Genomic DNA, 23,005 nt, shown 5'->3' on the forward strand with positions numbered 1-23,005 from the left:
ACTTTCCTGCGAAAGTATGGCCCGGGCACATTCAGCGTGTCAGGCTCAGAGGCCGAGGTCTCCCTCGAACGCGCCGTCCTCAAGCCGCTTCTTCATCGTCGAGAGGAATCGAGCAGCGTCGCCGCCATCCACGAGGCGGTGATCGTAGCTGAGGAACAGGTACATCATCGAGCGGATCCCGATCGTCTCGTTACCGTCCGCGTCCTTCACGACAGCCGGGCGCTTTACGATCGTGCCGCAGCCGAGAATACCCACCTGCGGGTTCGGAACGATCGGCGTATCGAACAGAGCGCCGCCCGAACCGGTGTTGGTGATCGTGAACGTCGCACCCTGCAGGTCGTCCGGCGTGAGCTTGTTGCCCTTCGCCTTCGCACCGAGCTCGCCGATCTGGCGAGCGAGACCGGCGAGGTTGAGATCCCCGGCGTTCTTGATCACCGGCACGACGAGTCCGCGTTCGGTGTCCGCGGCCATGCCGATGTTCTCGACGCCGTGGTACTTGATCATGTCGCCCGCGATCTCCGCGTTGAGCTTCGGGTGCGCCTTGAGGGCCTCGACAGCCGCCTGCATGATGAACGGGAGGAACGTGAGCTTCGCACCCTCGCGCGCGAGGAAGTCGTTCTTTGCGCGAGCACGCAGGGCGGCGATACGCGTCATGTCGACTTCGACGGCGGTCGTGAGTTGTGCCTGAGTCTGGAGCGACTCCACCATGCGCGACGCCACAATCTTGCGCAGGCGGCTCATCTTCTCCTCGGTTCCGCGAAGCGGGGACACCTCGACCTTGGGCGCTTCCTTCTTCGAGGGGGCTGCGGCGGCAGTCGGCGCGGCTGCAGGCGCGGGAGCCTCGGCCTTTGCCTTCGCGTCGATCGCATCCTGCACATCCTGCTTGCGGATGCGGCCACCGATTCCCGAGCCCTTCACCGAAGCGAGATCGATGCCGTTGTCGGCAGCGAGCTTACGCACGATCGGCGTGACATACGCCTGGGAGTTGTTGCTGGAGGAAACGGTCTGCGAGGCGCTCGCCGCTGGGGCGCTGCTCTCTTCGGCCTTGGGGGCCGGCGCATCGCTCGAGGCCGCGGGTGCGGCCGGAGCCGGGGAAGCGTCGGACGGTGCACCCGAACCGATCACGGCAATCGCCGCGCCGACCTCTGCCTCTTCGTCTTCCTGCACGAGGATCTTCTGGAGCGTGCCGGCGATGGGGGAGGGGACCTCGGTGTCGACCTTGTCGGTGGACACCTCAAGGAGTGGCTCATCGGCCTCAACCTCGTCGCCTACCTCCTTGAGCCAGCGCACCACGGTGCCCGAATCAACGGATTCACCGAGTGCGGGCATCGTGACTTCCTGCCCGTCAGCCGCACCCGAGGCCTTCGCGGCTTCAGCAGGTCGCTCGCTCTCGCCGGCGGGAGTCTCCTCAGCGGTCGATGGAGCCACCGTCTGGTCCGAGGCGAGGTTGTCGCCATCGCTAGGCGCTTCAGCACCGGAGCCATCGCCAACAACGGCGAGATCAGCGCCGACTTCCGCGTCCTCATCTTCGTTCACGAGGATTTTCTCGAGGACACCCGCAACGGGTGAGGGAACCTCGGTGTCGACCTTGTCGGTGGAAACCTCAAGGAGGGGCTCATCGACGGCGATCTCCTCACCGACTTCCTTGAGCCAGCGGACAACGGTGCCCTCGGTGACGGACTCACCGAGCGCGGGCATCTTAACGATTTCAGACATGTTCGTTTCTCCTCGTGATCAGGCGTGGGCGTGAAGCGGCTTGCCAGCGAGAGCGAGCGCGGCCTCGCCCATCGCCTCGTTCTGGGTGGGGTGGGCGTGGATGAGCGAAGCAACATCCTCGGGCTCCGCCTCCCAGTTGACGATGAGCTGCGCCTCGCCGATCTGCTCGGACAAGCGTGCGCCGATCATATGGACACCGACGATGGGGCCGTCCTTCTCGCGCACGAGCTTGATGAAGCCCTGCGTGCCGAGAATCTGCGACTTACCATTGCCGCCGAGGTTGTAGTCGTATGTCGCGACATTGTCCTCGCCGAGCTTCTCCTTGGCCTGCTTCTCGGTGAGACCGACGGAACCGATGTTCGGCTCGCAGTAGGTCACGCGCGGGATGCCGGATTCGTCGATCGGCTGGGGATTGAGGCCGGCGATCTGCTCGGCTACGAAAATGCCCTGCTGGAAGCCGCGGTGAGCGAGCTGAAGGCCCGGAACGATGTCGCCGACGGCGTAGATACCGGGAACGTTCGTTTCGAGGGTCTCTTTGTTCGCGAGCACGAACCCGCGGTCCATCTCGATCCCCTGCTCTTCGTAGCCGAGGCCCTTCGTCTGCGGGCCGCGGCCCACGGCGACGAGAAGGTAGTCACCCTCGTAGGTCTTACCGTTGGCGAGCGTGACCTTGACGCCGGTCTCGGTCTGCTCGGCCTTTTCGAAGAAGACGCCGAGCGAGTACGCGATCTTGCGCTTCTTGAAGGCACGCTCGAGGTTCTTCGAGATGGCCTCGTCTTCGTTTGCAACGAGGTGCGGCAGGCCTTCGATGATCGTGACCGATTCAGCGCCGAGCGACTTCCATACCGACGCGAACTCGACGCCGATCACGCCGCCGCCGAGGATGATGGGGTGCTTCGGGACCTCGGGGAGCTGAAGCGCAACCTCGGAGTCGATGATGCGGCCACCGAGCTCGAGTCCCGGGAGGGTCTTCGAGAAGGAGCCGGAGGCGAGGATAATGTTGTCACCGGTGAGGGTCTGCTTTGAGCCGTCCTCGGCTTCAACTTCGATCGTGTTCGGGCCAGTGAGGCGACCGAAACCGTTCACGAGGGTCGCGCCGGAGGCGCCCACGAGGCCCTGAAGGCCCTTGTAGAGGCGGCCGATGACCTTGTTCTTGAAGTCGAGCATCTTTTCGGTGTTGACCGCGGAGGCAGTCATCTCGATGCCCACGGCCTTAGCTTCGGCCGGCGTATCGGCGATCTCGCCTACGTGAAGCAGGGCCTTGGTGGGCACGCAACCGCGGTGCAGGCACGTGCCGCCGAGCTTGTCTTTTTCGACGAGGGCGACGCTCTTTCCAAGCTGGGTGGCGCGCAGCGCGGCCGCGTAGCCGCCGCTGCCACCTCCCAGAATCACGATGTCGAACTTCTGGTCTGTGGAGGTATCCGCCACGTTCAGCTCCCTAACTGTTGAGGATTGGGGGCATGTCGCCGAAAGTCCCGGCCTCGAACGCTAAGCCAGCCGGTGCGGCATGCACGCCCATTATCGTAAGACACGCCCCTGGATGTCGCCGTGGGTCGGCCGTGAGCGGGGCCAGAGTGTGGGAAAGCCCCCAACTTCGCCCGCGGCTGCGGGGCAAAAGCGGGGGCTTTCCGACGATTGCTGCGCGTGAATCGCGCAACGTTTTACTTGGCGGCTTCGCGCTCAATAACCTCAACGAGAGTGCGCATGCTCATGCCGGTTCCGCCCACATTCGAGTACCCAAATGCTTTCTGGGTGAAGGCAGGCCCGGCAATGTCGACGTGCGCCCACTTGGTCTCGCCGACGAACTCCTTGAGGAAGATGCCCGCGCTGAGGGCGCCACCGGGGCGCTCGCCGATGTTGCTGAGGTCGGCAACACGGCCGTTGAGGCCTTCGCGCAGCTCTTCGGGGAACGGGAGCGGCCACATGGGTTCGCCAACCGCCTTCGATGCTTCCCATACCTCGTCGCGAGCATCGTCGGTGCCCATGACGCCGGCGGTGCGGTTGCCAAGCGCGACGATGGCGGCACCCGTAAGCGTCGCAACGTCGATGAGGAGATCCGGTTCGAGAGCGGCGGCGTCCACGAGGGCGTCTGCCATGACCATGCGGCCCTCGGCGTCGGTGTTGAGTACTTCGACGGTCTTGCCGTTACGCATCGTGACGACGTCGCCGGGGCGCTGCGCTCCGCCACCGGGGAGGTTCTCGGCGAGCGCGAGGAACGTCGTGACGTTGACGTTGAGTTCGAGCGCGGCTGCGGTGACGGTCGCGGCCAGAACGGTTGCGGCACCGCCCATGTCCATCGTCATCTCATCCATGCCGGCGCCGGGCTTGAGGGAAATGCCGCCCGAATCGAACGTGATGCCCTTGCCGACAAAGGCGACGTGGCGCTTGGCGCGCTTGGGTGCGTACGAGAGCTTCACAAGACGTGGTGGGCGAGTCGAACCCTGGCCCACGCCCACGATGCCGCCGTAGCCGCCGTCGGCGAGTGCCTTCTCGTCGAGGACCTCGATCGTCACGGGGAGCTTCTTCGTGAGCTCCTTTGCCCGCTTCGCGAAAGACTCGGGGTACAGAAGATTCGGCGGGGTGTTGACCAGGTCGCGAACGAGGTGAACGCCTTGGGCAATCTTTTCAGCGCGATTCGCCGCGCCTTCGAGGGCCTTGAGTTCCTTCTTATCGGCGACGGCGAGAACGATCTCCTCAACGGGCTTTTGGTCGTCCTTGAGGTCACTCTTGTATTCGCCGTAGGCGTAGGCGCCGAGAGCTGCACCTTCGAGAGCCGCAGCGATGTGTGCCTCGGAGGCGGCCGGGAAGGCAAGGGCGATGCTTGTGTGGCCGGTGAGGGTTCGCGAAGCGGAACCAAAGGCGTAGCGGATGTCTTCGCACGTGACATCTTCAAGTGCCTCGGCGCCGAGGCCAACGCCGACGATTGCGTGAGCGCGGTAGGCAGCGGGCGCCGGGATCGTCGTGAGCGCTCCCTTGGCGCCACTGGCCTTGACGGCAGTGAAGGATTCTTCGAGCGATGAAAGCCCAACCGGGCTTGCCGGTGCATCCTTTGCGCTCTTAAGGAGGGGGACCACGAGGACGTCCGTCGTGATCGAGTCAACGTTGCTGATGCTCAGAGTTATATGTGCCATGTGCTTATCGTAGGGGAGTCACTCGAGTTTGAGGTGGGAGTGGGCAAATGCTGATCGCCCTGTACGTTGTTGCGGCTCTCGTAGCCGTTCTCGGCGCGGTCTATGTCATCAAGGATCTTGCAGCAGACCTGTTGCTCATGGGGGCTTCGCTCGCCCTAGCGCTCGTGTGGCTTATCGGAGCTCTTGCGTGGCTCCTCGCTCCGGTGAGCCCTGGCGATGCCGTGATCTTTTGGGGCTATGTTGCCACCGCAATCGCACTGCCGATCGCGGGCGTGTACATCTCGTTCCTCGAACGTACCAAGTGGGGCTCGTTCGCCATTGCCGCCATCGCGCTCACATGCGTCTTCCTCGCCTACCGGCTACCCCAGATCTGGCCCGCGGGGTTCGCGAAATGACGCCCGCCGGTTCCACGAAGTCGTCGATGACGCAGGAGAATCCACGCGGCTTCCGCATGGCCCTGTTCGTGGTTTACGGCGTGTTTGCCGTATCGGCGACGGCGCGCGCACTCGTGCAGTCGATTCGCGATTTTTCCGAGGCACCGCTCGCCTTTTCCCTCAGCATTGTTGCTGCGCTTACGTACGTCGCGATCGCGGTCTTGCTGATTCGGAAGGCTCCCCACTGGCGAGCGATCCTCATTCTCGTCGGCGTCGAACTCGTCGGCGTTGTCGGCGTGGGCGCTTTGAGTTTCGCCCAGCCCGAATGGTTCCCGAAGGCGACGGTCTGGTCGCACTTCGGCGAGGGGTATGGGTATGTTCCCCTCGTGTTGCCCCTTGTCGCGGGGATCTCGATCATCGTTGCTCGGCGGCGCGAATCTCGCGCGCCCTCGCTACGCTAGACGTGTGGACGACGATCTTTTTTCTCTCAAGCCAGGCGTGGAGGCCCCGAAGACTCTCGCGGACCGCAACGTCGATCACCGTGCGCCGCTAGCAGCCCGTATGCGGCCGCGTTCGCTCGAGGAGATCGTCGGTCAAAAGAACGCTCTTGCCGACGGCTCACCCCTGTTTCGTCTCGTGGGAGAGGACGATTCGCATACGGCCCCGAGCTCAATCATCTTGTGGGGCCCACCCGGAACGGGCAAGACGACGATCGCTTACGCCGTCGCGCGAGAGGGCGATCGCGAGTTCGTCGAGGTTTCAGCCGTGCTTGCGGGAGTCAAAGATATCCGTGCCGTCGTTGATGCGGCGCGCTCGCGCCTGCGCACGACTGGTCGCGAAACGATTCTCTTCGTCGATGAGGTGCATCGGTTTAATAAGTCGCAGCAAGATGCGCTCTTGCCGTCGGTTGAGAACCGGTGGGTGACCCTGATCGCCGCGACGACCGAGAACCCCTATTTTTCAATCATCACCCCGCTGATCTCGCGCTCGATTGTGCTCACCCTCGATTCGCTCGGTGGCGAGGAGATTGATGCACTGCTGACGAGAGCGCTCGCCGAGGAGCGGGGGCTCGGCGGTTCGGTCGAACTTGAGAGTGATGCCCGCGAGGCGCTCGTGCGTCTCAGCGGAGGCGATGCCCGCAAGGCCCTCACAGCGCTCGAGGCTGCTGCTGCTTCAGCACTGAAGACCCCAGAGAAGCGGATCACGGGCGACATCCTCGCCCACGCGATCAACCGTTCGATGTTGACCTACGATCGCGAGGGCGATCAGCACTACGACGTCATCAGCGCGTTCATTAAGTCGATGCGGGGAAGCGATCCGGATGCGGCCCTGCACTATCTGGCCCGCATGATTGAGTCGGGCGAAGACCCGCGGTTCATCGCGCGGCGAATCGTGATCGCAGCGAGTGAGGAGGTCGGCATGGCCGACCCGACCGCGCTTCAAGTTGCCGTGGCCGCAATGCAGGCAGTCCAAATGATTGGGATGCCCGAGGGGCGGATCCCGCTCGCCCAAGCGGTCGTGCACATCGCAACGGCCCCAAAGTCCAATGCGAGTTACGCGGGAATCAATCGAGCGATCGCCGATGTGCGCGAAGGAAAAGGGCGTTCGGTTCCCGCACATCTTCGCGATGGGCATTACAAGGGCGCCGAAAAGCTTGGCCACGGCGTTGGCTACGTGTACGCGCACGACGAGCCGCGGGGAGTGGCACGTCAGCAATACGCCCCCGACGACCTCGTCGGCGTTAACTATTACGAACCAACGGATCGCGGTTTTGAAGCGCGCGTGAAGAGCTCACTTGCGATTTTGCGTTCGCTCACGCGCGGCGCGGGTGGGGTGCAGGGGTCCGACGGTTGACGCGCGGTGAGCGATCCCACAGAGGCTTGTGTCTCCCAAGCCTCTGAAACGCTTGAGGCTCGGCACTCGGCACGGTAAAGTTTTGCGCTGAATCCGCGGCTGCCAAATGGATTCATCGCATCGAAACTGAGGTAACTTACGTGACCAGTGTCACCAAAGCACGTCGTACCGCACGCCTTTCGCGTGCGCTCGGTCTTGCGCTTACCCCGAAGGCCGTCAAGTACTTCGAGAAGCGCCCCTACCCGCCGGGCCAGCATGGTCGTGGCCGCCGTTCGAACTCGGACTACGCGGTTCGTCTGACCGAGAAGCAGCGCCTTCGCGCTCAGTACCAGCTTCGTGAGAAGCAGCTCCACCGCGCCTACTTCGAGGCCAAGAAGCTCCCGGGTCTGACCGGTGAGTCGATGATCGAGCTTCTCGAAACTCGTCTCGACGCCCTTGTTCTTCGCGCGGGCTTCGCTCGCACGATCCTTCAGGCTCGTCAGTTCGTCTCGCACCGCCACATCCTCGTGGACGGCGAGATCGTGAACATCCCCTCGTACCGTGTGAAGCCGGGCCAGACCATCCAGGTCAAGCCGAAGTCGCAGACTCTCGAGGCTTTCGCGGACGCCGCTGAGGGTTCGAACTCCGACGTTCAGGCGTCGGTTCCTTCGTACCTCTCGGTGCAGCTCGAGGAACTCAAGGCTCAGCTCGTTGCTCGCCCGAAGCGCTCCGAGGTCCCCGTGACCTGCGACGTCGCGCTCGTCGTCGAGTACTACGCTCGCTGATTTCTTTATGGAGGAGGCCTCACGGCCTTCACTTCATGCGGCTCCGACCAGTACGAGAACGTACACTTGGTCGGGGCCGCTTTTCGTTAAAGGCCCAGCCCAGTCCACGCCCGTGAGGGCTTAGGGAAGGAAGAACCCATGCAGACAGCCGAGGTTTCACGCCGGTGGCTCGAATTCTTCAAGAGCAAGGACCACGAGATTGTCCCGAGCGACTCGCTCGTCTCCTCTGATCCTTCGATCCTTTTCACGGTTGCCGGCATGGTGCCGTTCATTCCCTACATTGTTGGCACGGATACGGCTCCGTGGCCACGTGCGGCGAGCGTCCAAAAGTGCATCCGAACGAACGACATCGACAATGTCGGCAAGACCACGCGTCACGGCACGTTCTTCCAGATGGCCGGCAACTTCAGCTTTGGGGATTACTTCAAGGAAGGCGCGATCGACTTCGCGTGGGAGCTTCTCACGACGAGTGTGGGTGAAGGCGGGTACGGACTGGAGGGCGATCGGCTGTGGATCACCCTGTGGGAGAACGATCAGGAAGCCTACGACCACCTCACGCGCGTGATCGGCATCGATTCTCGCCACATTGTGCGCCTTCCGAAGGAAGAAAACTTCTGGTCGACCGGCCAGCCTGGTCCGGCCGGCCCATGTGCTGAATGGCATTACGATCGTGGCCCCGAGTTCGGCCCCGAGGCCGAAGGAGGCAGCGTCGACCCGGGCGGCGATCGCTACCTCGAGATCTGGAACCTTGTCTTTGACCAGTACATGCGAGGCGAGGGCAGCGGGAAGGATTACCCGCTGATCGGTGAACTCGACCGCAAGGCGATCGATACCGGTCTCGGCGTTGAGCGTCTCGCCTATCTTTTGCAGGGCAAGAACAACATGTATGAGACCGATCAGGTCTTCCCCGTCATCGCGCGCGCGGAGGAGTTGACGGGGCTTCGGTACGGGACGGGCGACGAGCAATCGGATGTGCGCATGCGCGTCGTTGCCGACCACGTTCGCAGCGCCATGATGCTTGCGTCGGATGGCGTGCGCCCAGGTAATGAGGGGCGCGGTTACGTGATGCGCCGGCTTATTCGGCGCGCGGTGCGCTCGATGCGTCTACTTGGGTTTGATAAGCAGGCGCTGCCGGAGCTGCTGCCAGTCTCGAAGAACGCCATGGTGGCGTCGTATCCCGTTCTCGAGGAGAAGTTCGCGAAGATCGAAGAGGTTCTGTACACGGAAGAGGATGCCTTCCGTCGCACGCTCTCCAACGGCACGCAGATTTTCGAGGGTATGAGCGCGAACCTCAAGAAGAGCGGATCGGATCTGCTCGCGGGGGATGATGCCTTCACGCTCCACGACACGTACGGCTTCCCGATCGACCTCACCCTGGAAATGGCTGCAGAGGCAGGTCTGCGCGTTGATGAGGCTGGCTTCCGGGCAGCGATGCAGGAGCAGCGAGAGCGCGCCCGCGCCGATGCCCAGGCCAAGAAGGCAGGGCATACCGATACAGCACTGTTCAATGACATCGTGAACACCAACGGCCTCACACGCTTCGTGGGGTACACGGACGACACGGTCTCGACGACAGTCGGCTCGATCCTTGTCAACGGCGCCCTCGCAGAAACCGTCAGTGCCCCCGCCGACGTGGAAATCGTCCTTGCAGACACGCCGTTCTATGCAGAGATGGGCGGTCAGCTCGCCGACCAGGGCACGATCAGTCTTGCCGGCGGCGGCATCATCGAGGTTGACGACGTCCAGGCGCCCGTCAAGGGGCTTTCTGTCCACCGTGGTCGCCTCATCGAAGGGGCTGCCCGTACCGGCGAGTCTGCGATCGCACGCATTGACACAGAGCGTCGCGGCGCCATTGCCCGTGCCCATACGGCAACGCACATGGTGCACCAGGCGCTGCGCGAAGAACTTGGCGAAGGCGCGACCCAGGCCGGTTCCGAGAATTCGCCGGGCCGCATGCGCTTTGATTTCCGCTACGGCCAGGCCGTTCCGCAGAGCTCCCTCGCGCAGGTCGAGGGCAAGGTCAACCAGATGCTGCAGCAGAACCTCGAGGTGACAGACGCGCAGATGCCGATCGACGAGGCGAAAGCGCTCGGCGCTCAGGCATTGTTCGGTGAGAAATACGGCGACATCGTGCGCGTCGTGTCGATCGGTGGCGACTGGTCGCGCGAGCTGTGCGGCGGCACGCACGTGCCCGTCACCGGCAGCCTCGGCTCAGTCCAGCTCGTTTCGGAGGCTTCGATCGGTTCGGGCGTCCGTCGCGTTGACGCGCTCGTTGGCGAAAGTGCCTATAAGTTCCATTCGAAAGAGCACGCACTTGTCTCGCAGCTCGCGGAGATTTTGAAAGTGTCTACGGACGACATTCCGGGGCGTGTGCAGGCGCTTACGAAGCGTGTGAAGGAGATGGAGAAAAATCTTCAGCAGATGCGAGGTCAGCAGCTGCAGGCCGAGGCAGGCAAGCTCGTGGAGTCCGCCGCTCCCGTCGGCGGCGTGCGCGTGATCGCCCATGACGCTGGCGAGGGAGTGGCAGCGGGGGACTTGCGTACTCTCGCGACAGATTTGAGGGCGCGCCTTGGAGAATCAGAGCCCAGCGTGGTGGCACTCGCAGGGGAGTCCGATTCTCGCGCAGCGCTCGTTGTCGCCACCAATGCCGCGGCGCGCGAGGCTGGCATCAAGGCCGGGGCGCTCTTGCGCGACGCTGCCGCAGCGATGAACGGTCGAGGGGGCGGCAAGGACGACCTCGCTCAGGGCGGTGGCGGCGAGCCGTCGCTCGTGCCCGTTGCGCTAGAGACGATTACCGCAGCCCTTCGCGCCCGCGTATGATGCCTCGGCGATTTGTGCGGATCGGCGTCGACGTGGGCGATGCCCGCGTCGGTGTCGCCCGCAGTGACGCCGACGGCATCCTCGCGACGCCAGTCGACACGTTCCCGCGCGAGGAAGCCGCACCAAAGCTCCAGGCTCTCATCGCCGAACTTGGCGCCGAGCGACTGTATGTCGGCAAGCCTCGCTTGCTGAGCGGCGAATGCGGCACGGCAGTTGAGAAAGCTCAAGCGTTCATCGCCGAACTCGCGGAACTCGAACCGATTGAGTCGGAACCCGAGTACGACGTGTACCTTGTAGACGAACGCATGAGCACCGTGAGTGCTCACCGTGCACTGAGCGATTCGGGGCGCCGACATCGCACACACCGACCGGTGATAGACCAGGTCGCTGCAGTCATGATTCTTCAGACTGCTCTTGATTTCGAACGCGCGCGTGGAGCTGCGGCTGGAGAGCCGTGGAGCCACAGCGATCCCCAGTAAGGAGTATTCGTGCCAGATTCTTCCCTTGAGGACCTGCTGGGTTCGTCGGGTCATCATGAGACTCGATCGGGGCGTGGAAAGCGTCGGAGCCCGAAGCCGAGCCTGTTGAAGCGGTTCTTGCCCGCTGTGCTGGTGCTGGTCGTCCTCGGAGCGCTCGTGGGCGGCGGATACTTCGGCTACTCCTGGATTTCCACCAACGTGGATGTGTCAAGCTCAGCGAAAGACTACGAGGGCGAGGGATCCGGCGAGGTCGAGATTGTCGTGAAGGATGGCGACAGTGGCTCGGACATCGCGGCAACTCTCGTCGACGCTGGCGTGATCAAAACGAAGGGCCCGTTCGTCAACGCCTTTGCGGCGAGCCAGGATGCCCCGAACATTACGCCCGGCACCTACAAGCTGCGTAAACAGATGAGCGGAGCATCAGCGCTAAGCCTGCTGCTCGATCCTTCGAGCCGCGTGGGGATTCGCGTGACTATCCCTGAGGGACAGACCACTCGAAAGATGTACGAACGGTTGAGCAAGGCAACGGGCATCCCCGTCAAAGAGTTTGAAAAGGCCGGAGCTGATTATGAGGCACGCGGCGTGCCGAAGAACCCAGCGAAGTCAATCGAAGGGTACCTGTGGCCCGGTACCTACGATTTTCACGAAGACGATTCAGCCGCCGATATTCTCGACACGATGGTCTCCCGTATGACCACGAGGCTCAAGAAGAAGGGGATTCCCGAGGACAAGTGGCACGAGACCCTCACGATTGCCTCGATCGTGGAGAAGGAAGCACGCAATCCCGAGGACTACGGGAAGGTCGTGCGGACGATCGACAATCGTCTTGCCGGCGTTGGCGAGGCGGGCGGTAAGCCCATGAATCTCCAACTGGATTCGACGGTCGCCTATTTCAGCAAGAGCGAAACGATCTCCACGACACCGGAGCAGCGGGCGACTGACTCGCCTTACAACACGTACAAGCACCCTGGGCTTCCCATCGGCCCTATCTCCAATCCCGGCGATGCCACCCTCGATGCCGTGAAGAATCCGCCAGAAGGGCCCTGGCTCTACTGGGTGACCGTCAATACGGATACCGGGGAGACGAAGTTCGCGGCCACTAAGGCAGAGCACGACAAGAATGTGGCGCAGTGGCGCGAATGGGCGAAGAAAAAGTAAGCGGTCATCGACTGAGGTTTGCCGTGATCGGGGATCCGATCGCGCACTCGCGCTCGCCCGAACTGCATGAGGCGGCCTATCGCGCGCTCGGGATCGAGCACGCGAGCTACGAGCGGGTTCACGTGCCACGCGGAGAATTTGCGCGTTTCGCACGCAACATACTCCCGCTCTACGACGGCGTGAGCGTGACGATGCCTCACAAGGCTCATGCACACGAGCTCGCCGTGGCTCACGGTACCCACTCTGAGCTCCAGATCGCGAATACTCTGCTCCCGATCGGCTCGGGCCGCAAGCGACGATACGTCGCCTTCAACACCGACGTCGCGGGAATTCAGGGAGCGCTCGATTCTGCGGGAATCGCGGGGATCGAAAGTGCGACGCTTCTTGGATCAGGTGCGACTGCCCTTTCACTGGCCGTGGCCCTTCATGAGGCAGGGTGCACGCGTTTTACCCTGCTCGCGCGCTCACGCCAGAAACTCACGTCCCTCGAATCACTTCTCAAGAGCCGGGGCGTTCACGTGCGCGTGGGGGACTGGGATCATCCCGCACGAAGCTTCGATACTGACATCGTCGCGAGCGCGCTCGCACTCGAGGGGGCTAAAACAATTGCCAACCGCGTCCTTGCCCACCTGGACGAGGTAGCGCGAGTGCCGTCGGCCTTTTTCGATGCGCTGTACTTCCCGGACCCCACCCCGCTCGCGCGAGTTCGCACGGCTTTCGCCGACCGCATGGATTGCGCGACCGCCCCGGCATTCGCGACCGGCGCCCACATGCTCGCGCATCAGGCCGCCCGGCAAGTCGAACTCATGTGCGGAGTTGAGGCCGCTCCCGCCGAAGGGATGTACGAAGCAGTATTCGGAGTCGGGATCTAGAGTGCTCCGGAGTAGCCAAGCTGACGCCACGCCTCATATACGGCGATCGAAGCGGAATTAGCGAGGTTCAGCGAGCGGCGCCCCTCGAGCATAGGAATACGGACGCACTTCGTGATGCGGGGGTGCTGCAGTACCGACTCGGGAAGACCTGTGTCCTCCCTCCCAAAGAGGAGAACATCGCTTTCGCGGTAGGTGATGTCGTGGAAATGCGCATCTGTATGTCCCGTGAATGCGAATACCCGTGAATCCGGGAGGGCGGCGAGGGCATCGTCGAAGCTCTCGTGAACTGTCATGACCGCGAGATCGTGGTAGTCGAGGCCCGCGCGGCGCAAATGCGCGTCGTCAAAGTTGAAGCCGAGCGGCTTAATAAGGTGAAGCGGCGCCCCCGTCACGGCGGAGAGCCTGATGGCGTTGCCAGTGTTACCGGGGATGAGAGGTTCAAAAAACATGATGTGGGGCATAGGTTCGAGTCTCTCACGTCGCTCATTCTTACCCGAACCTCCGTCGGCGCGTGATTCCGTTCACGAATCCGCAAAAAACGAGCTCTGAATTTCCTCCGACGTGCGCACGGTGGTAATCTCATTGAGTCGCAAACGAAGAAGCGACAAAAACCCGGTCCGGGTGGCGGAATAGGTAGACGCGCTAGCTTGAGGTGCTAGTGCCCGCTTAAGGGCGTGGGGGTTCAAGTCCCCCCTCGGACACCGTGGAGAAACCCTCCGTGCGCAATCGCAGCACGGAGGGTTTTCTGTTGCGTGTAATCACCCCCTGCAGCGCGCGCGTTCGGGAGTTTTGCATCCGCGAACGTTTACCGAAAGTTATTTCTTGTTCAAGCGGAAGTCTTGTTGCCGTTTGTCCGCTCTGCTTTGATTGTGATGGGCGTCTCGCGGGGGCGGAGAGACGAGTTCCAACCATGCGGAGCGGGCATGCGCTAACGCACCTGCGGTGCGAAGGCAAGGCGGGGGCCTTCCTTCTCCACTTACGCTGCGGCATGAATGACGACCGGTTGGAACCGCGGGCGAAGCCGTGCATAGCGATATGAACGGAGCTTCGCCCGCCCCGCCCGCACCACTGCGCCTCTCCTCTGCCGTTCACTCGCACGCGAGTCGAGGTTTGTGACCGAGGTGCGGCTCGGGCCGGAAAATCCGAAAGTAAGGGCAGTGGCCAGCCCTGGCTTCTTTAGTTCAAGCGGCGCTAAAAAAGACCGAGGATCGCGAGTCCAAGGCCCCCGTAGGGAGCGCTCAGAATGATCGGGCCGAATGCGAAACGGGCCTTGGTGCTTCTCGTTCTGACAAGCACCCAAAGTGCTGCGAGTGCCCCGGCGCCGCATATCCACGCCAAAGATCCCAGAAGGACCGGTATACCGCCGATCCCCGCGAGTACAACGGTGGCCGGGGTGACTTTCGCATCGCCCATTCCGATACTCCCGGGGGAGAGGAGCGCAAAGACAAATACCAATGCGCCAACAATGACGGCCATGGCACATGCTCCGAGCACGCGCTTCTCGACCGCCGGAATCATAAGGGCGGTCACCGCCGCCGTACAGGTCACTGCACCGGTGATCGCGAGCGTGAGTTTGTTGGGTAAGCGGTGTTCGCGGATGTCGATGTACGACAGGGGGATCGCAAACGTGAGGTGCGCTAAAGCCACGATTGCAAAGAGCACCGTTGTATCGGCCGAGTCGAAAATACTGATCACGCTTCTCAGTTCACCACATGACATCAGGCATTGCTGCCTGGACGCCTTTTCTGTGGACAACCATTACGGTGCGGTGACACGCATGATGCGTCGGCGCAGCCACACCTTTTTCCCGCCGCCGATGAACTTCTGCGTCCGGGCAAGTTCCCAGCGCCCGTACTCGGCCTCGTCCGTGAGGGCCTCGCGGGCCTGACCAATCGACGTACCCTTCGGGATCGTGAGCACCTGAAACTCGTAGTCGCGCGCCGAGCGTCCCTTCGCCACCGGAGCGTGAAGCAGGCTGGAGGGGGTGGAGACCTTCCACTGAGGAGGAAGGATCGATGTGCGTGATCGGTCCGGAATGTTTGTCATGAGCGCTCCTTTCCTCGAGCGAGTCTGCCACCTTGCGTGCCGCACAAAAAATTGCCGCCAATTTCCGGGCATTCCGCTACCTTTTGCGGGGGTTTCGCGGTATTTTCATTGCATGAACACGAAAGATCCTCGCGCCGCACTGACCGCACTGATCGCCGCCCTTGAGCGCCACTTCGATGTCATCGCCGCCACGAATGGCGAGGATGAAGACCAACTCGACGTTGCCACCGAACGTCTCTCGCTCGCTTTTGAGAATTACGACGACGCACTTTTCGATGCCTACAACGTTGCGACCCCATTCATTATCTTTGACGACGATGAGGACGACTACGACGAGGACGACGATTTCGACGACTTCGACGATCTCGACCTCGACGATGACGACGACTATGACGACGAGGACTGAGCGCTCGGCGCCGATCCCGTAATCGATCACACACTACGCGGTGCCTTCCAGGTGGGGAGGTGCCGCGTAGTGTCGCATTGTGGCGAAATCGCCCGGCGTGCCGCGCATGGATCTGGTGCCCACGCAACCTGATAAGGAGTCGTTGAGTTGAGTTTCCTCGATGCGGTGATCCTAGGCATTGTCCAGGCGCTCACCGAGTTTCTTCCCGTGTCATCGAGCGCTCACGTGCGCGTCGTTGGTGAACTTCTGAACCCAGGGCAGGATCCCGGGGCGGCATTTACGGCAATCATGCAGCTTGGAACTGAGCTCGCCGTCCTCATCTACTTTTTCAAGGACATCGTCCACATCATCGCGCAGTGGGCGAAGTCGCTCGTAGGTAAGGTTCCGCATTCGGATCCGGATGCCCGCATGGGGTGGTTTGTCATCCTCGGATCGATTCCAATCGGAGTTCTCGGGCTCTTGTTCGAGAAGCAGATCGACCACGCGCTTCGTAATCTGTACATCACGGCAGCGATGCTGATCCTCTTCGCGGTGTTTCTCGCGTATGCAGATGCACGCGGTGCGCAGGAGAAGAATCTGGAGGACTTGAGCCTCAAAGACGCGATCCTCTACGGCCTCGCGCAGGCTCTCGCCCTCATCCCTGGCGTGAGCCGCTCCGGTGGCACGATCACGATGGGCCTCATCCTGGGTTACAGCCGCAAAGCCGCGGCGCGTTACGCATTCCTGCTCGCGATTCCGGCGGTGTTCGCGTCTGGCCTGTACAAGGCGTACAAGGAGGTGCCGGCCCTCTTGAGCCCCGAGGGGCGTGCCGCCGCTATGGCAGCGGGGGAGCCAAGCCTTTCGGCGATCATCGTCGCCACGCTCGTGGCGTTCGTGCTCGGCTATGCGGTGATCGTGTGGTTCATGCGCCTCATCGAGAATCACTCGTACTCGGTGTTTGTGTGGTACCGCCTCATCGCAGGTACGGTTCTTCTTCTCCTGCTCGTGTTCGGGGTGGTGTCCCCGCTCGGGGGCGCGTAAAGCTTCCAGAACCGACGTAAGACGGCGGCGCGCCTAGTGCGTGTCGCCGTCTTCGCGTCTGCGAAGGAATTGCTCGAACTCGGAAGCGATTACATCGCCCGATGCCTCCGGCAGTTCCGTCGCATCCCTCATCTGTTCGAGTTGCTCAACGTACTGCTTGATGTCCTCTTCTTCGTTGGCCATGGCGTCCATACCTCGCTCCCACGCGCGTGCATCCTCCGGAAGCTCGCCGAGGGGAATGTGCAGGTCAAGTTCGCGATCGAGTGCGGTAAGGAGTGCGAGGGTGGCCTTGGGGGCGGGGTTTTGGCCGACGTAGTTCGGGACCTGGACCCACAGGGAAAGGGTTCCGACGCCAGCAGTGTGGGCGGCGTCGTTCAAAATGGCGGGGATACCGATGGGGCCCTCGTAATCGTCGGCGTCGGCAACCCTCGGGGTTTGCGAGCCCCACGTTGTCGATGTTGGCAGCGGCCGCGTGTGCGGGGTGTCGGCGAGCAGGGCCCCCAGTGTCACGAGAAGCGTGCACTGAGCGGATGTCACGTGCGTGAGGATGTCTTCGCAGTAGCCCGTCCAGTTGAAGGAGGGCTCGGGGCCGGTGATGATGAGGATCCGCGTGCCGCGGTGGGGCTTGAGGGGAATGATGTGCGTGTGCGGCCAGGTCACGCGACGTTGGCCTTCGCTATCCCTGGCCAGGAGTGGGCGGTTGATCTGGAGGTCGACGTAGTGATTAGCGTCGATGGTGTGAGGTGGGCGTTCCTCATCGACGCCGATCGTGTTCATCAGGTGGGTGAGGGCTTCACTACTGCCGGTGCCTGCATCGTTCCAGCCGCCGAAGGCTGCGATGGCTATTGTGCGGTTGACCTCGTCGTGAGCGGGGTTTTCGGGCACGCATTCCTCCTTCAGCTACGCCGTTAGGCGTGTCGTGCAAGTATAGTTCTCGACGCTGCAAGGTCGAAACGAGGCGGGTATGGGAGCTGAGCTGGAACGGACGATGCCAAAGGTCTCCGTCGGGGCCGGAAGTATTCTTTTTGCGGTGTTGCTTGCGGTGATGATTCAGCCGCAGTTCGCCCAGTACTTGCCGGGGGCCTTTGCTATTGGCGCGGCAGCCATCGCAGCAGTGCTCTTTTTGCTCTCGGTTGCTTTGCACGAGCTCGCACACGCGTGTGTCGCGCGTGCCTTCGGGGCTCGGGTGCGTGAAATCGCCCTGACCTTGTTTGGCGGGCACACGACGTATGAGGGACCGCGTCTGAGCCCTTCGCGCTCGATGCTCATCTCACTTTCGGGACCGGCCACGAATGCCATCCTTGCCCTCATCCTGAGCGCCGTCGCTCGGGCCCTGACGCCCGTGCTCCTGAACGCCGATTTGGGAGCACTCGCGATGTGCGTGCTTGCGTGCCATTTTGCCTCGACCCTCAACTGGGCGCTCGCGATCTTCAATGTCCTCCCGGGGCTGCCCATGGATGGCGGGAGGGCTCTGGAAGCGATCCTTCGTGCATGCGGAATGAACTCCGCACGGGCAACGATCATCACGGGGTGGGTAGGCCGTGTGATCGCCGTCGGCGTCGTGGTCGTCCCTCTCGCGCTCTCCGCCGTGCGCGGAGACCTGCCGTCCCCGCTATGGACGGTGTGGAGCATTCTGATCGCGCTATCGCTGTTTCAGGGAGCCTCGCAGGCTATCGCCCACGCGCGCTTTCTCGAGAGCGCCGATATGCTCCACATCGCGCACGTGTCGCAAGAGGTCCGCGTGCTTTCGAACGCGGCAACGGTTGAGCGGGAACGATCCTACCTCGAACGCGGTGGGCTCTACGTCGATCCCGACGGCGTCGTCCTCGCCCCAGCTGCCGCGATCGCTGAGGCGCCTGCGGACTATCCGGTTCACGCGGTGCTCTCACCCGTGGTGAGGGCAACGGTGCTCGATGGGCGTCCCGAGGGGAGCGACCTTCTCGCTGCCATGCAGGCTGATGAGGCGCCCGCCTATCTCGTGCGCAACGACGCAGGTCAATTTGTGAGCGTGATTTTTGCGCAGGATGTAGCCCGCGCGCTCAACGCTCGCGGGTGAGGTGCGCAAAAGCCACGTAGACTCACTGTCATGACTTCGCCGCACGAAACCGACCCCACCGTCACCGCACGCCTCGACCGTACGGGGCCCTTCGTTGTGGGGGACAAGGTCCAGCTCGCCGACCACAAGAATCGCCTCAACACGATCACGCTTAAAGAGGGCGGGGTGCATCATTCCCACCGCGGGTTCCTTCGCCATGGCGACCTGATCGGCAAGAGCGATGGCACGGTTGTCGAGAACAGCGCTGGCGTCGCCTTTCAGGCGCTGCGCCCGCTCTACAACGACTACATGATGGCGATGCCTCGCGGCGCGGCGATTATCTACCCGAAGGATTCCGCGCAGATCCTCATGTACGGGGATATTTTCCCGGGGGCACGCGTTCTTGAGGCAGGGGTGGGCTCGGGCGGGCTCACGATTGCGCTTTTGCGGGCGCTTGGGCCCGACGGCTCTTTGCGCTCCATCGAACGCCGCGAAGATTTCGCCGAGGTCGCGAAGGCTAATGTCGAAAGTTTCTTCGGTTCCGTGCCCTCGTGGTGGGACTTGAGCATCGGCGATTTCCAGGACGGCGCGCATGAGCTCGCGCAGCAGGGCGAGCGCGTCGACCGTGTCGTGCTCGATATGCTCGCGCCGTGGGAGTGCGTGGACAGTGCGGCAGAGGTGCTTGAAGACGGCGGCGTGTTTCTCGCGTACGTCGCGACGGTGACGCAGCTGTCTCGTACGGTCGAGGCGCTTAGGGATCACGGCGAGTTCACCGAGCCCTATGCGTGGGAAACGATGATGCGCCCGTGGCATCTCGATGGCCTTGCGGTGCGCCCTGAGCACCGCATGAACGCCCACACAGGGTTCTTGTTGACGTCCCGCCGCACGGCTCGCGGCTGCAAGGCACTGCTTCGCAAGCAACGCCCGGCCCCTGGTTCGCGGGATGAGGCGGAGCTCAACGACCCCGCAAACGAGGGCTTCGGTGGCTCGAGTCATGAATGGACGAGCGAGGACTTCCACGAACGCAACGTTGCGCCACGCAAGACGAAGCGGGCACTCCGAGACATTAGGCAGGGGAGGACGCGGTGAAGACCTATCAGGAGCTGAACGAGGAACTGTCGAAGCTTGCTCGCAGTAACGAGCAGCTCGTGAAGTCGCTGTCGAAAGCGCGCGAACAGATCGTGCAGTTGCGAAGTGATCTCGAGTCACTCGCGGATCCGCCGTCGTCTTTCGGCACGTTCGTTGCGAAAGTCGAGGACAACCAGATCGATATCCTCCACAATGGTCGAAAGCTGCGCGTACTGGTTGCCCCCGACGTTGACGTCGAAGCGCTTACACAAGGCCAAGAGGTGCGCCTCAATGAGAACCTCATAGCCGTTGAAGCATTGACGCACGAGACGACAGGTTTTGTCGCGACCGCCGTAGAGCAGCTTGAGGATTCTCGTGTGCTCGTTCAGGTTCACGCCGATGAACAGCGCGTCATGAACGTCGTTCCGGAACTTCTGGATAGTCGTATCAATAGGGGCGATCACCTCATGGTTGACCCGAAATCCGCCCTCGTTCTCGAGGTTCTTGAACGCAAGGAAGTTGCGGACCTCATCCTCGAGCACATTCCGGATGTGTCCTACAGCGATATCGGTGGCCTTGGTGACCAGATTGACGCAATCCGCGACGCCATCGAGATGCCGTTTCTGCATCAGGAGCTCTTTCATGAGTATGGTCTTCGCCCGCCAAAAGGCGTGCTCCTGTATGGCCCGCCCGGGTGCGGAAAGACCATGATTGCCAAGGCTGTTGCGCACGAACTCGCCCTCAAAGCGGCACGTCAACGCGGCCAGGATCCGAGTGAGGTTGTGAATCGCTCGTGGTTCCTGAATGTCAAGGGACCGGAAATTCTCAACAAGTATGTGGGCGAGACGGAACGCTCCATTCGGCTCGTGTTCGAGCGCGCCCGAGAGAAGGCAAGCTCGGGCAATCCGGTCGTCGTGTTCTTCGACGAGATGGACTCGCTTTTCCGCACGCGCGGGTCGGGGGTGAGCTCGGATGTCGAGTCAACGGTTGTGCCACAGCTTCTTGCCGAGATCGACGGAGTTGAAAGTCTCGAGAACGTCATCGTCATCGGGGCCTCAAACCGCGAGGACATGATCGATCCGGCGATCGTTCGGCCCGGGCGACTCGACGTCAAGATCCGCATCGAACGCCCTGGCCCCAAGGCGGGCGCGGAAATCCTGCGGCTCTACCTCACGCATGACGTCCCGCTTGCCGAAGAACTCGACGTTCTCGTGGATTGCGCTATCGAGCGTATTTACGCGCGCGACGACGATATGGCCTATGTCGACCTCGAGTATGCGGATGGGACAGCCGAGGTGCTGTATTTTGCGGAGTTCATGTCCGGCGCGATGCTTCGCAACATTGTGGACCGCGCGAAGAAGCTCGCGATTAAGGCGGAGCTTTCCGACGGTGAGCGGGGGATTTCTCGCGCTCACCTTCTCGAAGCGATCCACACAGAGTTCAAGGAGAATGAGGACCTTCCCTCGACTGCAAATCCCGATGATTGGGCCCGAGTTTCGGGTCGTCGCGGCCAGCGTATTACCCGCATGACGCCGCGCCGCGCGGCGAGCAGCGAGGAGGTTGCGGCACCGTGAGCTCGGTCATTCCGTCCCTGACGACTCGGCGCCCAATGGGCATTGAAACGGAATTCGGCATCGTTCACACGTCTGATTCCGAGCGTGAACGTTCCGGGGCGAACGCGTCAATTCGCCTCTCGCACTATGCCGTCGCGGCTTATGCCCTGCTCGAGGACTCACCGAAGCGCCGTGTTCGCTGGGACTACGGCGACGAAACCCCTTTGCGTGACGCGCGTGGGTTTGAAGTTCAGCGCGCTGCCGCACACCCTACTCAGCTCACCCATGAAGCGCACGATGCGCACGTTCCAAGCGTCGACGCGGATTTCGAGATCACGGTCGGTGACGATATTCCGCTCGACCTCGACGATGCCGCGACCCTGCATTTTGCGGAACGCCGTGCGATCGGAAACGCGGTACTGACCAACGGTGCTCGACTCTACGTCGATCACGCCCATCCCGAATACTCTTCGCCAGAGGTCATGACCGCCCGCGAAGCGGTCGTGTGGGATAAGGCGGGGGAGCGTATCGCTCGGCTCGCCATGGCTCGCATCGAGGAGGCCGACGGTATCCCGGCCCTCGCGCTGTTCAAGAACAACACCGATGGCAAGGGTCAAAGCTATGGGACGCACGAGAACTATCTCGTGGACCGGGGTGTCCCTTTTGAGCGCCTTTGCGAAATTCTGATCCCCTTTTTCGCGACGCGCCAGATTCTCGTGGGGGCGGGACGCGTCGGGATCGGTACCCGCGGTGAGATCGACGGCTTTCAGATCAGCTCACGCGCCGACTTTTTCGAAAACGAGGTGGGGCTCGAGACGACACTCAATCGGCCAATCGTCAACTCTCGCGACGAGTCCCATGCGGATTCCTCGCGATTTCGCCGGCTGCACGTCATTATTGGCGATGCGAACCTCTTCGAGACCTCAACGTTCCTCAAGCTCGCGATGACTTCCCTCGTTTTGAGCCTTGCGGAACGGGAACACGCGACAGGAAAGTCGCTCCTTCCGGACATTCAGCTCGTCGATCCTGTCAGCGCCGTCCACGAGATTTCGCATGATCTGGGCTTCGCGAAAACCTATGCCACCACGGATGGTAGGCAAGCGTCGGCCCTGGATATTCAACGCGCCTACTTGAGGGCCGTGAAGAATTCGCTCGAGGGAGACGAGGCCGATGCAGAGACCCTCGAGGCGATCGCGCTGTGGACCGAGCTTCTGGAGGTGCTCGAGCGTAATCCACTGGAAGCCGCGGATCGCATCGAATGGGTGGGCAAGTATGCCCTTGTTAAGGCGTTTCGGGAGCGGCACGGACTGGAGTGGTCCGACCCTCGGCTCGCGGCGCTCGATCTCCAATTCGCGGATGTGCGCGAGGATAAATCCATCTACGAGAAGCTTGCGAAGGCGGGGCGCGTGCGCCGGCTCGTGCGCGATGACGAAATCTCGCACGCGGTGACACACGCTCCAGAATCGACCAGAGCGTACATACGAGGCGGCCTTGTCACGCACCACCGCGACGATCTTGACTCGGCCGGGTGGGACGTCGTTACGGTGCGACACGAGGGTGCGGCCATGCGCGTGCGTCTCGCCGATCCAACGGTCGCATCGAAACAGTGGTGCGAGGCCCACGGGGTCGATCCAAGCGGGGCGATTGAGACTCTCCTTGAAAGTTTTCGGAAGGCCGCTGATGAGATGCGGTGATGGCGCGCCCCGCCG

At 62.3% G+C, this 23,005-nt stretch carries 21 protein-coding genes and 1 tRNA gene; 15 read left to right on the forward strand and 7 right to left on the reverse strand.

From position 1 onward, the window contains the following. Positions 1-45 precede the first annotated feature (45 nt). The 3 genes from sucB to HMPREF3157_RS07740 all read right to left on the reverse strand — a co-directional run bounded on the left by sucB (position 46) and on the right by HMPREF3157_RS07740 (position 4,847). Positions 46-1,716 carry a 2-oxoglutarate dehydrogenase, E2 component, dihydrolipoamide succinyltransferase gene (sucB, locus tag HMPREF3157_RS07730; RefSeq protein ID WP_070436035.1) on the reverse strand — a complete coding sequence of 557 codons (1,671 nt, stop codon included), beginning with the start codon at positions 1,714-1,716 and terminating at the stop codon, positions 46-48. An 18-nt stretch (positions 1,717-1,734) separates the two neighbouring features. Next, positions 1,735-3,144 carry a dihydrolipoyl dehydrogenase gene (gene lpdA, locus HMPREF3157_RS07735; RefSeq protein ID WP_070436036.1) on the reverse strand — a complete coding sequence of 470 codons (1,410 nt, stop codon included), beginning with the start codon at positions 3,142-3,144 and terminating at the stop codon, positions 1,735-1,737. Between the two features lie 233 nt (positions 3,145-3,377). After that, entirely contained in the window at positions 3,378-4,847 is a 1,470-nt protein-coding gene (locus HMPREF3157_RS07740) for a leucyl aminopeptidase (RefSeq protein WP_016664523.1), read from the reverse strand. Between the two features lie 47 nt (positions 4,848-4,894). On the opposite strand from HMPREF3157_RS07740, the gene HMPREF3157_RS07745 reads away from it, so the two are divergent. From HMPREF3157_RS07745 to HMPREF3157_RS07780, 8 genes are all read left to right on the forward strand, one after another. Beyond that, a complete protein-coding gene (locus HMPREF3157_RS07745; protein WP_016664524.1) occupies positions 4,895-5,242 on the forward strand; it encodes a hypothetical protein in 348 nt (115 codons plus the stop codon). Continuing rightward, on the forward strand, positions 5,239-5,682 hold the full coding sequence (locus HMPREF3157_RS07750) for a hypothetical protein (RefSeq protein ID WP_016664525.1): 444 nt from the start codon (positions 5,239-5,241) through the stop codon (positions 5,680-5,682). Before HMPREF3157_RS07745 ends, HMPREF3157_RS07750 begins: the two co-directional genes overlap by 4 nt. A 4-nt stretch (positions 5,683-5,686) precedes the next feature. Then, positions 5,687-7,075: a replication-associated recombination protein A gene (locus HMPREF3157_RS07755; RefSeq protein ID WP_016664526.1), complete on the forward strand. Its 1,389-nt coding sequence runs from the start codon at positions 5,687-5,689 to the stop codon at positions 7,073-7,075. Between the two features lie 140 nt (positions 7,076-7,215). Then, positions 7,216-7,839 (forward strand): 30S ribosomal protein S4, encoded by a 624-nt coding sequence (gene rpsD / locus HMPREF3157_RS07760; protein WP_016664527.1) that lies wholly within the window; start codon positions 7,216-7,218, stop codon positions 7,837-7,839. Positions 7,840-7,977: 138 nt separating this feature from the next. After that, entirely contained in the window at positions 7,978-10,659 is a 2,682-nt protein-coding gene (gene alaS / locus HMPREF3157_RS07765) for an alanine--tRNA ligase (RefSeq protein ID WP_070436037.1), read from the forward strand. Beyond that, positions 10,659-11,138 carry a Holliday junction resolvase RuvX gene (ruvX, locus tag HMPREF3157_RS07770; RefSeq protein WP_338127957.1) on the forward strand — a complete coding sequence of 160 codons (480 nt, stop codon included), beginning with the start codon at positions 10,659-10,661 and terminating at the stop codon, positions 11,136-11,138. Before alaS ends, ruvX begins: the two co-directional genes overlap by 1 nt. A gap of 9 nt (positions 11,139-11,147) precedes the next feature. Then, positions 11,148-12,296, forward strand: a complete 1,149-nt coding sequence (gene mltG / locus HMPREF3157_RS07775; protein WP_016664530.1) for an endolytic transglycosylase MltG — start codon at positions 11,148-11,150, stop codon at positions 12,294-12,296. Beyond that, positions 12,278-13,168 (forward strand): shikimate dehydrogenase family protein, encoded by an 891-nt coding sequence (locus HMPREF3157_RS07780; RefSeq protein ID WP_040386539.1) that lies wholly within the window; start codon positions 12,278-12,280, stop codon positions 13,166-13,168. Before mltG ends, HMPREF3157_RS07780 begins: the two co-directional genes overlap by 19 nt. Here HMPREF3157_RS07780 and HMPREF3157_RS07785 read toward each other — a convergent pair. After that, positions 13,165-13,629 carry a tRNA (cytidine(34)-2'-O)-methyltransferase gene (locus HMPREF3157_RS07785; RefSeq protein ID WP_016664532.1) on the reverse strand — a complete coding sequence of 155 codons (465 nt, stop codon included), beginning with the start codon at positions 13,627-13,629 and terminating at the stop codon, positions 13,165-13,167. The two genes, HMPREF3157_RS07780 and HMPREF3157_RS07785, sit on opposite strands and share 4 nt — an antisense overlap. Before the next feature lie 154 nt (positions 13,630-13,783). Between HMPREF3157_RS07785 and HMPREF3157_RS07790 the strand changes: the two genes are divergently transcribed. Continuing rightward, a tRNA-Leu gene (locus HMPREF3157_RS07790) sits at positions 13,784-13,869 on the forward strand. Between the two features lie 490 nt (positions 13,870-14,359). On the opposite strand, the gene HMPREF3157_RS07795 is transcribed toward HMPREF3157_RS07790, so the two are convergent. Both HMPREF3157_RS07795 and HMPREF3157_RS07800 read right to left on the reverse strand, forming a co-directional pair. Next, positions 14,360-14,863: a prepilin peptidase gene (locus HMPREF3157_RS07795; RefSeq protein ID WP_168161701.1), complete on the reverse strand. Its 504-nt coding sequence runs from the start codon at positions 14,861-14,863 to the stop codon at positions 14,360-14,362. A 63-nt stretch (positions 14,864-14,926) separates the two neighbouring features. Next, complete coding sequence (locus HMPREF3157_RS07800) at positions 14,927-15,214, reverse strand: DUF5703 family protein (RefSeq protein WP_061211917.1); 288 nt, start codon at positions 15,212-15,214, stop codon at positions 14,927-14,929. Between the two features lie 112 nt (positions 15,215-15,326). Between HMPREF3157_RS07800 and HMPREF3157_RS07805 the strand changes: the two genes are divergently transcribed. Next, positions 15,327-15,620 carry a hypothetical protein gene (locus HMPREF3157_RS07805; RefSeq protein ID WP_016664536.1) on the forward strand — a complete coding sequence of 98 codons (294 nt, stop codon included), beginning with the start codon at positions 15,327-15,329 and terminating at the stop codon, positions 15,618-15,620. Positions 15,621-15,767: 147 nt separating this feature from the next. After that, a complete protein-coding gene (locus HMPREF3157_RS07810; RefSeq protein ID WP_016664537.1) occupies positions 15,768-16,640 on the forward strand; it encodes an undecaprenyl-diphosphate phosphatase in 873 nt (290 codons plus the stop codon). Positions 16,641-16,673: 33 nt separating this feature from the next. Here HMPREF3157_RS07810 and HMPREF3157_RS07815 read toward each other — a convergent pair whose 3' ends face one another. Continuing rightward, positions 16,674-17,525, reverse strand: coding sequence for a PAC2 family protein (locus HMPREF3157_RS07815; protein ID WP_016664538.1), 852 nt, complete (start codon positions 17,523-17,525; stop codon positions 16,674-16,676). 79 nt (positions 17,526-17,604) lie between these two features. Between HMPREF3157_RS07815 and HMPREF3157_RS07820 the strand changes: the two genes are divergently transcribed. The 4 genes from HMPREF3157_RS07820 to dop are packed head-to-tail and all read left to right on the forward strand — an operon-like array spanning position 17,605 to position 22,990. After that, entirely contained in the window at positions 17,605-18,696 is a 1,092-nt protein-coding gene (locus tag HMPREF3157_RS07820; protein WP_016664539.1) for a M50 family metallopeptidase, read from the forward strand. Between the two features lie 30 nt (positions 18,697-18,726). Further along, positions 18,727-19,764 carry a tRNA (adenine-N1)-methyltransferase gene (locus HMPREF3157_RS07825; protein ID WP_070436040.1) on the forward strand — a complete coding sequence of 346 codons (1,038 nt, stop codon included), beginning with the start codon at positions 18,727-18,729 and terminating at the stop codon, positions 19,762-19,764. Further along, positions 19,761-21,317, forward strand: coding sequence for a proteasome ATPase (arc, locus tag HMPREF3157_RS07830; protein ID WP_070436041.1), 1,557 nt, complete (start codon positions 19,761-19,763; stop codon positions 21,315-21,317). The genes HMPREF3157_RS07825 and arc overlap by 4 nt, the downstream gene beginning before the upstream one ends. Beyond that, positions 21,314-22,990 carry a depupylase/deamidase Dop gene (gene dop / locus HMPREF3157_RS07835; protein ID WP_083288116.1) on the forward strand — a complete coding sequence of 559 codons (1,677 nt, stop codon included), beginning with the start codon at positions 21,314-21,316 and terminating at the stop codon, positions 22,988-22,990. The genes arc and dop overlap by 4 nt, the downstream gene beginning before the upstream one ends. Positions 22,991-23,005: the final 15 nt, after the last annotated feature.

Origin of the sequence: Dermabacter sp. HMSC06F07 (genome assembly GCF_001807345.1) — a bacterium.
Taxonomy (GTDB): Bacteria; Actinomycetota; Actinomycetes; order Actinomycetales; family Dermabacteraceae; genus Dermabacter; species Dermabacter hominis.